The following is an 11,757-nucleotide window of genomic DNA, read 5'->3' as shown; positions in this document are numbered from 1 at the left end:
CAGGTCGGTTTTTCTTAGTTTACGATCTTGGGGGCGGTCGGGGCAAGGGCTGCTTGCTCTTCCACCGGCAATTCTGCCTCATGAAATGTATAGGATAGGGTGATTTCATGAACATATTTACCCTCGATATCCTTCACGATCTCGGGGTCTACGAAAAAGGTCACAGGCATTTGCACGCGCTCACCGGGTTGCAGCACCTGCATGGTAAAGCAAAAACAGGCGATTTTGGTGAAATAGCCGCCCGCCGTATCGGGGGTGACGTTATAGCTGGCTTGTCCCGCAACCGCATGATCGGTCGGATTATAGGCCTCATAAAACGCCAAGCCGGTTTCGCCGATGCGCACATCCATGGTGTTTTGCATGGGCTTGAATTCCCACGGCATCCCGCGCTCCAATGAGGCGTCAAACCGGATTTTCATCGTGCGGTCGAGGATAACCTCCGACCCTTGGCTTGCCACCGAAGTGGTGCCGGCAAAGCCCGTCACCTTGCAAAACCAGTTGTAAAACGGCACCGAGGCAAAGGACAACGACACCATCAAGACAGCAACAAAGCTAAGCTGTGCGGCAGTTTTTTGGATAGGTGTCATGGCTTGGCCACCGGTACAGTGATTTCAGCGGCAGGCACGGCCTCGACCTTGCCCATATTCACAACCTTAACAACCGTAAGGCCGAAAACCAGCGCAACAAACGCCATCAACACAATACCCAAGCCTACATTGCGACCGAGACGGCGTTTGTGCAGCTCGTGTTCAACATTGAATGCCATTTTACCAGCCTCCCAGCCCATAAGGTTTCAACGCGGCCTCGGCCAAGAATGCGCCAAAATGCAAGAACAAATACAATAGCGAGAATTTGAAAACCTGCTTTTCAACCGCATAGTTATCTGCCTCGGCCTGTACTTCGTCGCGTTTCCAAATTCGCCATGCGCCCCACAGGAAGCCTGCGTTCAGAACAGCCGACACCGCCAGATACACTGGCCCCCCAATCGAGGTAAACCCAGCACCGATTGCAAACGGCACCAGCGCGATCGTGTACACCAAGATATGGTTACGCGTGACCTTTTTGCCATGCGTCACCGTTAGCATCGGCACACCGGCCTTGCTGTAATCTTCGTTCATAAACAGGGCCAGCGCCCAGAAATGCGGAGGCGTCCACATGAAAATCAACATGAACATCAACACCGCTTCAATCGAGACATGCCCCGTGACGGCAACCCAGCCGATCATGGGGGGAAAGGCACCCGCCGCCCCGCCAATCACGATATTCTGCGGGGTCGAGCGTTTCAGCCACATCGAGTAGACGACAGCGTAAAAGAAAATCGTAAAGGCCAGAAGCGCGGCCGCCAGCAGGTTTGCGGCCAGTGCCAGCATCACTACCGCGATACCCGACAGCGCCATGCCAAACCCAAGCGCCTCACCCGGCTGGACCTTGCCCGCCGGAATAGGCCGCTTGGCCGTGCGCTTCATAATCACGTCAATATCGGCATCCCACCACATGTTCAGCGCACCAGAGGCCCCTGCCCCCAACGCAATAAACAAGATCGAGGTCATCGCGATAAACGGATGCACTGGCCCCGGCGCCACCAAGACACCAACCATCGCAGTGAACACCACCAGTGACATCACGCGCGGCTTCAGCAGCGCGATATAATCGCCGAACCCCGCCTCTCCCGTTTGGTCAATTATGTGTGCATCCTGCATGGTCACAGCCCTTTGGTAGCGTATCTACAGGGCCATAGCCCCAACACGAAAAAGGAAAGGGCCATTAGCCCCTTCCCATTGTTTTTAGTTAGACGAAGCCACTTTCACGGCGGCAACACCACCAAGGCTCGCTGTCTTTTCTTCAGCCAGCCAAGCTGCGTAATCGGCTTCCGAAACCACCTTTACCGTAATCGGCATATAGGCATGGTCCTTGCCGCACAGCGTGGTGCACTGGCCAAAATATGTGCCGATTTGGTCGGCCTTGAACCAGAGGTGGTTCAAACGGCCAGGAACTGCCGAAGATTGTACGCCAAACGCCGGAACCATCCAAGCGTGGATAACGTCAGCACCGGTCAACTGCACAACGATCGTCTTGTTCACAGGAATTACCATCGCGGTATCTGTGGCCAACAAGAACTCATCCTTGGAATAGCCCGCAGCTTTCAGCTCAGCCTCAACATCGGCGTTCATAACCTTGCCGTCACCGATCAGGAAGCTGTCAAAGGTAACGCCTTCATCAGGGTATTCATAGCTCCAGTACCACTGGTTGCCAGTTACTTTGACCGTCACATCTGCCGCCGGAATTTCCTGCTGCTTAAACAGCACGGGCAACGAGAACGCGCCGATGAACACCAAAATCACAATCGGAACAATCGTCCATGCAATTTCCAACGGGCTGTTATGGGTGAATGTCGCAGGGACCTTGTTGCGCTTTTGGTGGTAACGGAATGCGATATACAGCAGCAACACCGTGACAAACAAAGTGATGACACCAATAATCACCAGCAAAAAGTGGTCAAGGCTGTGCACATCCCGCGCCAGCTCTGTCGCGGCAACCTGAAATCCGGTGCCCCCGGGTACGGGCTTGCCAACCAAGCCGCCCTCTTGTGCCACGGCCATACCGGCCGTCATCACTGTTCCAAAACTCGCGGCAATGCCGGAAAGACCTGTCATCATGCGCATATGCATATCCCGTTCGTTACGCGGCTCTTTATAGCCTGCATTTTTAGGTTTGCCCGACTCTTAGGCAGAATCCCGTTGTTTCTACTGTTGGTGAAACCATATTAAGGCCGTAACAACAAGAGAAACCATTGCGGCATAGCGACGCCGTTTGATGTAAATCAAGGACTTTCCTATGACAGACGCCCCTTTCCGCCCCTTTGAGTCGCATCTCGATGAGGCCAAAGCTCTCGATTTGCTCCGCCAAGCCACCCACGGTGCCGATGACGGCGAGCTTTTTCTTGAACGAAAGCGCTCGGAGGCCATCGTTTTGGATGATGGCCGCGTAAAAACCGCCAGCTACGACGCCTCTGAGGGGTTTGGCCTGCGCGCCGTGCGCGGTGAGGTGGCGGGCTACGCCCATTCGACCGAAATTTCCGAATCAGCCCTGAAGCGCGCTATGGATACCGCCCGTTTGGCCGTGGGCGATGGCGGCGGCACGCTGGCCGATGCCCCCAAAGGTACGAATCAAAAGCTGTATACCGATGCCGACCCGATGGCCGATGCAACGTTTGCAGGAAAAATAGACATCCTGCGCGAAATTGACGCCTATACCCGTGCGCTTGACCCGCGCATCATTCAAGTCTCGGCCACCCTTGCGGCAGGCCTGCAAGAGGTTGAAATCCTGCGCCCCGAAGGGCTGCGCCTGTCTGATATCCGCCCCATGGCACGGCTGAATATCTCGGTCATCGTTGAGCAAAATGGCCGTCGCGAATCGGGTGGCATGGGCGGCGGGGGACGCTACGGCCTTGCCCGCCTGATGGAGCCTGCGCATTGGCAGGCCCTTGCGCGTGAGGCGCTGCGCATTGCGCTGGTAAACCTTGACGCCGTTCCTGCGCCTGCGGGCATCATGGATGTGGCGCTTAGCGCGGGCTGGCCCGGCATTTTGCTGCATGAGGCCATTGGTCACGGGCTTGAAGGCGACTTTAACCGCAAGAAAACATCGGCCTTTGCGGGCCTGATGGGCCAACAAATCGCCGCCAAAGGGGTTACGGTTCTGGATGACGGGACCATCCCCGACCGCCGAGGCAGCATCAGCTTTGATGACGAAGGCACGCCGTCACAGCGCAACGTGTTGATCGAGGACGGCAGGCTGGTCGGCTATATGCAAGATCGCCAGAACGCGCGGCTGATGGGCGTCGCCCCTACTGGCAACGGTCGCCGCGAAAGCCATGCGCATATTCCGATGCCGCGCATGACCAACACCTATATGCTGGGCGGCACCACCCCGCCCGAAGAGATTGTGGCAAGCCTGAAAGACGGCATCTATGCCGTGGGCTTTGGCGGCGGGCAGGTTGATATCACCAACGGCAAATTCGTGTTTTCCTGCACCGAGGCTTACCGTGTCCAAAACGGCAAAATCGGCGCGCCGGTCAAAGGGGCCACGTTGATCGGGGATGGCGCGACCGCGTTGCAAAAAATCCGCGCTATCGGCAATGATATGGCAATGGACCCCGGCATCGGCAATTGCGGCAAAGCAGGCCAATGGGTGCCCGTGGGCGTAGGCCAGCCGACCTTGCTGATCGGCGGCCTTACCGTTGGTGGCTCGGCCACTTGACGCTGCTGCGCTCGTCACCACAGCGGCCCGTGCCCAAATCTGTGGTGTTAGGCAGCATGGCCGTGCTGTGGGGAGCGCCCTGTGTGATGGGCTGGATGCTGGCGGCGGTGCTCATGGCCAGCAAAAGCGTGGTGCCTGCAGAGGTGCAGCTAACTCTATTTGGTATGGTATACTTGCTGGTATTTTCGCCGCTGTTTTCATGGGTGGGCTGGCTGCTGGCCTTGCCATTGATCTGGTTCTTGCTGCGCGACGGCTGGTTTGGCTGGGCAAGTGCGGTGTTGGTTGGACTGGTTGTGGGCGCCGTTGCAGGCGGGTTGGTTGATACCCCGGCGGCATTGCCCTTTGGTGTGGTGGCTTTGCTGGCTTTGCGGGCCCTATTGGGCCGAAAACTGAGCTTGTCGCCGCAGTAGCGGGGGGCATTCTGCCCCCCCTTGCCTTACGGCAATTCCCCCCCTGAGGATATTTTCACCGAACAGAAAGCGAGAGCGCCCGTATAAGATAGCTCTGCTTTTGCGCGAGGGTTTTGCACCAATTGCGTTTGGTTTGGGATGAGGCTGGCCCTTGATATGTGGGGCGATCAAGCCTATCTGTAGGGACGGCGGGTTCTGCTCGGTTCGTGATAGCACATTTCCAGTGGCCCATAAGCAACTCCGAGGGAGCTGGCTCTGTTTGGATCCTGGTCCAAGTATCTGGCGACCACCTGAAAACTCAGGCTCTCGGGAAATTCACGCGAACACGGCTGCTGCGGTTCCCGCCACTTTCACCGCTTTTTTGCCCCGACATGATGTTGATGTGCGCCGACATGAACGGGGGTAAGCTGCGCCGTGACGCCCTGTTTCTTGCCACCTTTCGGGCCATCATCAGGCGCCGCCAACGACATCACCGCATAGGCAAACTGTACGCCGGCGAAAACGATGCCGTTGAAAACCACCATCATTATAAAGGCCAGCCAGCCCATTTCGGTTTTCATCACCAAATGCCGAAGGTTTGCGACATCGAAAAAGATGAGTGTGGATACAAAGGCCAGTGCCAAGGCAAAGCCGATTGCAACGTTTACGATATAGAGACGGATCAGTTTTGGCATGGCAGCCCCCTTCATGTTAGATCTAATCTAGCATGAAGGGCCTGCAATTCCACAAGCCTTATTGTCGCGGCTAGAAAGCCTCGGGCTTGGCCTCATGCGCCATGTGATCGAGCACGGCGTTCACGAATTTGGACTCTTTGCCTTCGGGGAAGAACGCCTTGGCGACATCCACAAATTCTGTGATCACCACCTTGGGCGGCGTCGGCATTTCAACCAGCTCGGCACCCGCGGCCCGAAACAACGCGCGCAGAACAGGGTCGATGCGGTCGATCGGCCATTTTGCCACCAAGGCGCGGTCGGTCATCTGGTCAATTTTGGCCTGCCGGTTCACGGCATGGTTCACCAAGGCGCGAAAATGGGTCACATCGCCCTCGGCCATCTCATCGCCATCGTAGACGGCACCAAAACGGTGGTTTTCAAACTCCCACTGAACGGCCTCAACCGTTTGACTGGAGCTTTCCATTTGAAACAAAGCCTGCACGGCATACAAACGCGCGGCAGATTTCATTTGTCTCTTCAGGTCTCTTTTTGGGTCAGGCTTGGTCATGCGCGAAAGCTATCCTCGGACGGGCGGAAACCGATGCCTTTGCGGGCGCTGGACCAGCGGCGCGACAAGGCGATCAGGTGAAGGGCGGCGGCGGCAGCACCGCCTCCTTTGTTTTGGTCATCAGGATTGGCGCGGGCTTGGGCCTGCGCCATGTTTTCCACAGTCAGAATGCCATTGCCGATGCAGGCACCCTGCAGGCCCAAAAGCGACAAAGCGCGGCTGCTGTCATTGCAAACCGTATCGTAATGCGTTGTTTCACCACGGATAATACAGCCGAGTGCTACATAGCCGTCAAAGTTGCTTTGACGTTCGGCCATAGCCACCACGGTTGGCACCTCAAGCGCGCCAGGTACTTCGATGATTTCAAAATCGGCGCCACAATCCTTGGCCGTTTTGCTGGCGCCTGCGATCAACTGATCAGCAATCGCGCGGTAATAGGGGGCGACCACGATCAACAGCTTTACCGGCTTTTCAAATGTAGGCAGCGGCAGCGTGTAATGGGTTTCACTAGAGGCCATATTTTACGCTTTCGGAATGGCACGGGTGCCGGTGATGGTCAGGCCGTAGGCATCAAGGCCCACAACTTTTGGACGGGGCGAATTGGTCAACAAGACCAAATCCTTAATCCCAAGGCTGGACAAAATCTGCGCGCCAAGGCCGTATTGACGCAGAATTTGCGGGCTAGCCTCGGCATCGGATACCATTTTCGAATGCAGATCACGCAATAGCACCAATACCCCACGCCCCTCGGCCGCGATCAAGCGCATGGCATCGCCAAACTCGCCCGTCCGGCCAACAGGGCCAAGGCCGACTACATCCAGCAGCGGGTCCATCGTGTGCATCCGCACCAAAACTTGGCCTGTGGAAATATCGCCTTTAATCAGCACGATATGCTCGGCGCCTTCGGTATCGTCGGTGTAAACCCGCATCACCCACTCGCCACCAAATTCAGACGTCACAGTGGTTTCCGAGCTGACACGCACAAGGTTATCATTGCGGCGACGATAGGCGATCAGATCGGAAATCGTGCCAATTTTCAGCTGATGCTTTTTGGCAAAACCGATCAAATCGGGCAGACGCGCCATCGTGCCATCGTCATTCATAATCTCACAAATCACGCCCGACGGGTCGAGGCCCGCAAGCCGCGAGACATCAACCGCGGCCTCGGTATGGCCTGCACGCACCAGCACGCCACCATTGCGGGCGCGAAGTGGAAATACATGGCCGGGCGTTGCAATATCCTGCGGGCCTTTGGCAGGGTCAATCGCCACGGCCACGGTCAGCGCGCGGTCTGCTGCCGAAATACCGGTCGACACGCCATCGCGCGCCTCAATCGAGGTGGTAAAGGCGGTTTCATGGCGGCTCGAGTTTTTCGGACTCATCAAAGTCAGGCCCAGTGCGTCAATCCGGTCTTCGGTCAGCGTCAAGCAAATCAGCCCGCGCCCGTGGGTGGCCATAAAGTTCACCGCCTGCGCCGAGCATTTCTGCGCGGGGATCACCAAATCGCCTTCATTTTCGCGATCCTCATGGTCCACCAAAATGAACATGCGGCCAGCGCGGGCGTCTTCAATAATCTCTTCGATTGACGAGATGTCTTTGGAATATTCGGTATCAGTCATCTTTTGCCTCGCGCATGTATCACCCAGCCCATACCGCGCCTTTGCGATGAATGCCAGAGGCAGCGCGTGCACAAGGCGCCAAGTCGTCAAATCAGCGCGGTACGCACCTTGGCCGAAACCCATTCCGAGATCACGACGGTCACAAGAATAAGCAGCAAGATCATCGTCACCTGTGGCCACGCCAGCACGTTCAGCGATGCTTGCAGCTTTAGCCCCAAGCCCCCTGCCCCGACCAGACCCAAAATCGCGCTTTCCCGGATGTTGATATCCCAGCGGAACACCGAGATCCCCCAAAACGCAGGCATAATTTGCGGGACGATGGCATAGTTCAGCACCTGTGACGGGCTGGCGCCAGTGGCGCGGATCGCCTCAATCTGGGTGACATCGGTTTCCTCAATCGCCTCATACAGCAGCTTGCCGACAAACCCGACGGAACGGAACCCGATGGCGATGATGCCCGCCAAAATCCCCGGCCCAAGGATCGCCACCAAAAGCAGCGCCCAAATAAGCGAGTTGATCGAACGGGACGCCACGATGATAAACAGCGCCGCTGGCCGCAGGATCTTGGCGGAAGGCGTGGTGTTGCGCGCGGCCAGAAATGCCACGGGAACCGCAAGAACAACCCCCAATATCGTGCCCAACGTGGCCATGTTCAGCGTATCCCACAACGGGCGCATCAGTTCGGGCGTATAAGACAGCTTTGGCGGCCACATCCGCGCACCAATATCGGCGGCTTGGCGCGGCGCGTCCTGCACAAAATACCAAATCGTGTCTTCGGTCATCACCTGCCAGCAATAGACAAAGCCCGCCAGCGTACACAGCCAAAAGCCCCAGATCAGCAACTTGGTTTTCGGCGTGCGGTACTGCCACTCTTTCAGGGTTCCGTCTTTCAGCGTTTTGGCGCTCATTGCAAAAACTTCCGTAGGTAGGACGAGCCATATTCAGACACCAAAACGATGCCGATGATGATCAGCAAGATCGCGCCCGCACTGTCATATTCATAGCGGTCAATCGCGGTGTTCAGGGTGGCACCGATGCCGCCCGCGCCGACAATTCCGATCACCGCACTTTCCCGAAAGTTAATGTCAAAGCGGTACAGCGACAGCCCGATCAAGCGCGGCATCACCTGCGGCTGCACGGCATAGTTGACCAGCTGCCACCAACTTGCCCCCGTCGCGCGGATCGCCTCGGCTTGAGTTTCGTCAATGTCTTCAATGTCTTCGGCCAACAGCTTGGCGATAAAGCCAATGGTGGCAAAGGCGAGCGTCAGAAAGCCTGCAAAGGGGCCAAAGCCGAACATGGCGACGAAAAAGATCGCCACAATGATTTCTTGCAAGGCACGGCTGACCGCGATGATCGCGCGGCACACATAGTAAACGGGGCGCGGGGCAAGGTTACGCGCGGCCCCGATACCGATGGGAATAGATATCGCGATGCCCACGATGGTCGAGGTGAAGGTCATCGTCAGGCTTTCGATCAGCCCCGTTGAAATATCCGACCAGCGCGACGTGAAATTAGGCTGCAAAAAACCTTGCACAAAGCGCATCCCGCGCTCCATTCCGGCGGCGATGCGTTCCCAATTTGCGTCGATGCTGCCGATGGCCAGCACAAACCAAACCAGCACGCCGATTTGCAGGCCAATCCGCCAGCCGCGGTGCTTGAAAATCTGCGGCGGGCGCGTCCATGTGGTGGGGTACTGGGTCATGTGCCCAGCCTTGCCAACTCATGCGCCGCCGCGCGTTCGGCCTGTTCGTCCTCTTGCGCCCCTTGGCGCATCACGGTCCAGTCTTCGGCGCCGTAAATCGTGGTCAGCACATCTTCGGTCAGCTGGTCAGGTGTGCCGTCAAACACCACTTGGCCCGCACGCAATCCGATGATCCGCTGCATAAATTGTTGGGCCAGCGGGACATCGTGGATGTTCACAATCGCCGGCAAATCGCGTTCTTGGCAAATCTCGATCAACAGCCGCATGATCTGACGGCTGGTTTTGGGGTCAAGGCTGGCGGTGGGTTCATCCACCAACAACAGCTCGGGTTCTTGGCTTAAGGCCCGCGCAATCCCGACCCGCTGCCGCTGCCCACCCGACAGCGCATCGGCGCGTTTGTCGGCATGGTCAATCAGACCAACGCGGTCAAGCAAACGATAGGCGCGCTCAATATCTGTCGCAGGGTAACGCCTTGTAAAGCTTTGCCAAAACGACACATAGCCCAAGCGGCCCGACAGCACGTTCTCCATCACAGTCAGCCGTTCAACCAGTGCGTATTCCTGAAAAATCATCCCAATGCGGCGGCGCGCACGGCGCAGATCGCCTACGCCAAGGCCAACAAGATCGGTTCCGTTCAGCTTGATCGCGCCAGAGCTGGGCTCAACCAAACGGTTCACACAGCGGATCAGCGATGATTTCCCCGCGCCCGATGGCCCGATCAGCCCGACCACCTGGCCTTTTTCAACCGTAAAGGACACGTCCGACAAGGCCTTATCGCCCGTCTTATAGGTTTTCGTCAGATGTTCGACACTGAGCATGGGGCACCGCAATAAAAGACTGTCCGAGGCCAAGAATGGCCTCGGTTTTAATGTGTTTTCAATTGCTTACTGGCAAGCGTAAGAAACGCCGTTGGCTTCGTCGATCTGGCGAATGACAGCCCAGTTATCCTTGAACGTGATCGGAATAAACTTTTCTTCGCCCGACTTTGAAAACTCGGTTTGCAGGGTCGTGCCTTCCCAATCGAAATCGTAGAACGCATTCTTAATCTTTTCCTGCAACTCTGCCGACAGGTTGTTGGCCACGCCAAACGCCGTAGTTGGAAAGGTTTGCGAGGTATACAGCACTTTGAATTGATCAGCCTGCACGACACCACGCTCAATCATTCGGGATTTCACCGAATTGGCAATCGCGGCGGCGTCATAGTCTTTGTTTGCCACACCAAGGATAGAGTTGTCATGCTTGCCCGAAAACACAGGTTCAAAATCACGACCGGCTTCCATGCCGAACTCCGATTTCAACAGGGCCGAAGGTGCCTTAAAGCCCGAGTTTGAGGTCTCGGAAGTGAACGCCATTTTATGGCCCTTGATGCCGGGAACGTCATCAATCCCCGAATCGGGATAGGTGATAATCTCCATCTCATAGCCAAAATTGTCATCTTTGGAGGCCATGATGGTAAAGGGCCGGAACCCCGAGCAGGCCACGGCCAAAGGCGTCGAGCCGGTGTTAAAGCCTGCGATGTGCAAGCGGCCAGCCCGCATTGCCTCAATCTGGGCGGCGTTGCTGCCAACCGGGAAAAACTGCACCTTCTTGCCGGTCTCTTTTTCCATATGGGTCAGAAAATCAGACCATGCCGCGGCGTAAACGGCGGGGTCTTCGACAGGCGTATAGGCAAAAATAAGAGTGCCGGGATCAACCAACTGTGCCGGATCGGTTGGGATATCGGCGATCAAATCGCCATCAGCATCAGAATAGCGGCTATCAAGCGCGAATTCGGCCTGTGCAGCCCCTGCACAAAGCACTATCGCGGCAGCCGTAAGCATAAGATGTTTCATTGGTCGTCTCCCTTGTTTTGTCGGACACAAGTGCCCTATGTCCGGCACGTCATCGTTTCGTGACGCTTTTGTAACAAATTTAAGACTGGTCGATAAAACAGGGTTACGTCAACAACTGCGTTTTCAAATCGCCCAAAAATTACGCAAATAATTGAATTTCAAAGGCTTACTGCGAAAACACCTCTGAGGCGGGAACATATCCTGCAAGGCGCGCGGCACTGCACCACTCGGCCTCCGCGCCATAAGCGCCGACTAGAATCTCCTGATCGCTGGGCAGTTTACCCAATGCCGCCAGCAAGGCCGAACGCTGTGCCGAAAAACTGGCAAAGGCTGCAGGTGCGGCAAAAGCCGCAACCAAGGGGGCCGCAGCAAGCAAATCATCCGGCTGCAATGGCACAGTGGCAAGCCCGCGCCGATCTGCGGCCATCGCCTCCAGCTTTTGGCGCACAGCAAGGCGAACCTGCATCTGCCCCTTGTGCAGCTCTAACGCGTTAGAGGAGAATAAAACTGCGATAATATCACGGCCCGTGGTGGCACGGATGCCCGCATAGGTGCGGTAATCAAGCCCCAGTTCATCCGCCCGCCGCAGCCGCCCGCGCAGCACCTCAATCGGAAAATGCGGCAACAGCGCCTTACGCGCAGCGCCCCAACAATGGGTACGCCATGCGGCCCCCGGCTCCATCGTGGGGCCCTGATTGTGACCAATCACAGCC

At 56.7% G+C, this 11,757-nt stretch carries 15 protein-coding genes; 2 read left to right on the top strand and 13 right to left on the bottom strand.

The genetic code is table 11. The features are described 5' to 3' along the window. Positions 1-14 precede the first annotated feature (14 nt). The 4 genes from ACEN2J_RS12180 to coxB all read right to left on the bottom strand — a co-directional run bounded on the left by ACEN2J_RS12180 (position 15) and on the right by coxB (position 2,663). Positions 15-587, bottom strand: a complete 573-nt coding sequence (locus ACEN2J_RS12180; protein WP_442106171.1) for a cytochrome c oxidase assembly protein — start codon at positions 585-587, stop codon at positions 15-17. Beyond that, on the bottom strand, positions 584-766 hold the full coding sequence (locus ACEN2J_RS12175) for a hypothetical protein (RefSeq protein WP_442106170.1): 183 nt from the start codon (positions 764-766) through the stop codon (positions 584-586). Before ACEN2J_RS12175 ends, ACEN2J_RS12180 begins: the two co-directional genes overlap by 4 nt. A gap of 1 nt (position 767) precedes the next feature. Further along, positions 768-1,700: a heme o synthase gene (gene cyoE, locus ACEN2J_RS12170; protein ID WP_442106168.1), complete on the bottom strand. Its 933-nt coding sequence runs from the start codon at positions 1,698-1,700 to the stop codon at positions 768-770. An 84-nt stretch (positions 1,701-1,784) separates the two neighbouring features. Continuing rightward, positions 1,785-2,663, bottom strand: coding sequence for a cytochrome c oxidase subunit II (gene coxB, locus ACEN2J_RS12165; protein ID WP_442106166.1), 879 nt, complete (start codon positions 2,661-2,663; stop codon positions 1,785-1,787). Between the two features lie 172 nt (positions 2,664-2,835). Between coxB and tldD the strand changes: the two genes are divergently transcribed. Together tldD and ACEN2J_RS12155 are read left to right on the top strand one after the other, a co-directional pair. Beyond that, positions 2,836-4,257 (top strand): metalloprotease TldD, encoded by a 1,422-nt coding sequence (tldD, locus tag ACEN2J_RS12160; RefSeq protein ID WP_442106165.1) that lies wholly within the window; start codon positions 2,836-2,838, stop codon positions 4,255-4,257. Continuing rightward, complete coding sequence (locus tag ACEN2J_RS12155) at positions 4,254-4,667, top strand: hypothetical protein (protein WP_442106163.1); 414 nt, start codon at positions 4,254-4,256, stop codon at positions 4,665-4,667. The genes tldD and ACEN2J_RS12155 overlap by 4 nt, the downstream gene beginning before the upstream one ends. 350 nt (positions 4,668-5,017) lie before the next feature. Here ACEN2J_RS12155 and ACEN2J_RS12150 read toward each other — a convergent pair whose 3' ends face one another. The 9 genes from ACEN2J_RS12150 to ACEN2J_RS12110 all read right to left on the bottom strand — a co-directional run bounded on the left by ACEN2J_RS12150 (position 5,018) and on the right by ACEN2J_RS12110 (position 11,753). Continuing rightward, positions 5,018-5,341, bottom strand: a complete 324-nt coding sequence (locus tag ACEN2J_RS12150) for a hypothetical protein (RefSeq protein ID WP_442106162.1) — start codon at positions 5,339-5,341, stop codon at positions 5,018-5,020. Between the two features lie 70 nt (positions 5,342-5,411). Next, complete coding sequence (gene nusB, locus ACEN2J_RS12145) at positions 5,412-5,849, bottom strand: transcription antitermination factor NusB (protein WP_442106160.1); 438 nt, start codon at positions 5,847-5,849, stop codon at positions 5,412-5,414. Positions 5,850-5,884: 35 nt separating this feature from the next. Continuing rightward, positions 5,885-6,406, bottom strand: a complete 522-nt coding sequence (locus ACEN2J_RS12140; RefSeq protein ID WP_442106158.1) for a 6,7-dimethyl-8-ribityllumazine synthase — start codon at positions 6,404-6,406, stop codon at positions 5,885-5,887. A gap of 3 nt (positions 6,407-6,409) precedes the next feature. Next, positions 6,410-7,507: a 3,4-dihydroxy-2-butanone-4-phosphate synthase gene (ribB, locus tag ACEN2J_RS12135; protein ID WP_442106157.1), complete on the bottom strand. Its 1,098-nt coding sequence runs from the start codon at positions 7,505-7,507 to the stop codon at positions 6,410-6,412. A gap of 86 nt (positions 7,508-7,593) precedes the next feature. Next, positions 7,594-8,415 (bottom strand): phosphonate ABC transporter, permease protein PhnE, encoded by an 822-nt coding sequence (phnE, locus tag ACEN2J_RS12130; protein ID WP_442106156.1) that lies wholly within the window; start codon positions 8,413-8,415, stop codon positions 7,594-7,596. Next, complete coding sequence (phnE, locus tag ACEN2J_RS12125; RefSeq protein ID WP_442106154.1) at positions 8,412-9,212, bottom strand: phosphonate ABC transporter, permease protein PhnE; 801 nt, start codon at positions 9,210-9,212, stop codon at positions 8,412-8,414. The genes phnE (ACEN2J_RS12130) and phnE (ACEN2J_RS12125) overlap by 4 nt, the downstream gene beginning before the upstream one ends. Next, the gene (gene phnC, locus ACEN2J_RS12120; RefSeq protein WP_442106153.1) at positions 9,209-10,030 is read right to left on the bottom strand and encodes a phosphonate ABC transporter ATP-binding protein; all 822 of its coding nucleotides are present in this window, start codon (positions 10,028-10,030) and stop codon (positions 9,209-9,211) included. The genes phnE (ACEN2J_RS12125) and phnC overlap by 4 nt, the downstream gene beginning before the upstream one ends. 66 nt (positions 10,031-10,096) lie before the next feature. Further along, entirely contained in the window at positions 10,097-11,044 is a 948-nt protein-coding gene (phnD, locus tag ACEN2J_RS12115; protein WP_442106152.1) for a phosphate/phosphite/phosphonate ABC transporter substrate-binding protein, read from the bottom strand. Between the two features lie 166 nt (positions 11,045-11,210). Next, the gene (locus tag ACEN2J_RS12110) at positions 11,211-11,753 is read right to left on the bottom strand and encodes a hypothetical protein (RefSeq protein ID WP_442106150.1); all 543 of its coding nucleotides are present in this window, start codon (positions 11,751-11,753) and stop codon (positions 11,211-11,213) included. Between the last annotated feature and the right edge of the window lie 4 nt (positions 11,754-11,757).

This window comes from Pseudorhodobacter sp. W20_MBD10_FR17 (assembly GCF_052119765.1).
Classification (GTDB): Bacteria; Pseudomonadota; Alphaproteobacteria; order Rhodobacterales; family Rhodobacteraceae; genus Pseudorhodobacter.
The sequence above is the reverse complement of the archived record's forward strand: the minus strand, read 5'-3'. Positions and strand labels throughout refer to the sequence as shown.

What these genes read in the sequence shown, in the direction of transcription:
- ACEN2J_RS12180 (WP_442106171.1), bottom strand. Translation starts at nt 587, where the DNA reads ATGACACCTATCCAAAAAACTGCCGCACAGCTTAGCTTTGTTGCTGTC.
- ACEN2J_RS12175 (WP_442106170.1), bottom strand. Translation starts at nt 766, where the DNA reads ATGGCATTCAATGTTGAACACGAGCTGCACAAACGCCGTCTCGGTCGC.
- cyoE (WP_442106168.1), bottom strand. Translation starts at nt 1,700, where the DNA reads ATGCAGGATGCACACATAATTGACCAAACGGGAGAGGCGGGGTTCGGC.
- coxB (WP_442106166.1), bottom strand. Translation starts at nt 2,663, where the DNA reads ATGCGCATGATGACAGGTCTTTCCGGCATTGCCGCGAGTTTTGGAACA.
- tldD (WP_442106165.1), top strand. Translation starts at nt 2,836, where the DNA reads ATGACAGACGCCCCTTTCCGCCCCTTTGAGTCGCATCTCGATGAGGCC.
- ACEN2J_RS12150 (WP_442106162.1), bottom strand. Translation starts at nt 5,341, where the DNA reads ATGCCAAAACTGATCCGTCTCTATATCGTAAACGTTGCAATCGGCTTT.
- nusB (WP_442106160.1), bottom strand. Translation starts at nt 5,849, where the DNA reads ATGAAATCTGCCGCGCGTTTGTATGCCGTGCAGGCTTTGTTTCAAATG.
- ACEN2J_RS12140 (WP_442106158.1), bottom strand. Translation starts at nt 6,406, where the DNA reads ATGGCCTCTAGTGAAACCCATTACACGCTGCCGCTGCCTACATTTGAA.
- ribB (WP_442106157.1), bottom strand. Translation starts at nt 7,507, where the DNA reads ATGACTGATACCGAATATTCCAAAGACATCTCGTCAATCGAAGAGATT.
- phnE (WP_442106156.1), bottom strand. Translation starts at nt 8,415, where the DNA reads ATGAGCGCCAAAACGCTGAAAGACGGAACCCTGAAAGAGTGGCAGTAC.
- phnE (WP_442106154.1), bottom strand. Translation starts at nt 9,212, where the DNA reads ATGACCCAGTACCCCACCACATGGACGCGCCCGCCGCAGATTTTCAAG.
- phnC (WP_442106153.1), bottom strand. Translation starts at nt 10,030, where the DNA reads ATGCTCAGTGTCGAACATCTGACGAAAACCTATAAGACGGGCGATAAG.
- phnD (WP_442106152.1), bottom strand. Translation starts at nt 11,044, where the DNA reads ATGAAACATCTTATGCTTACGGCTGCCGCGATAGTGCTTTGTGCAGGG.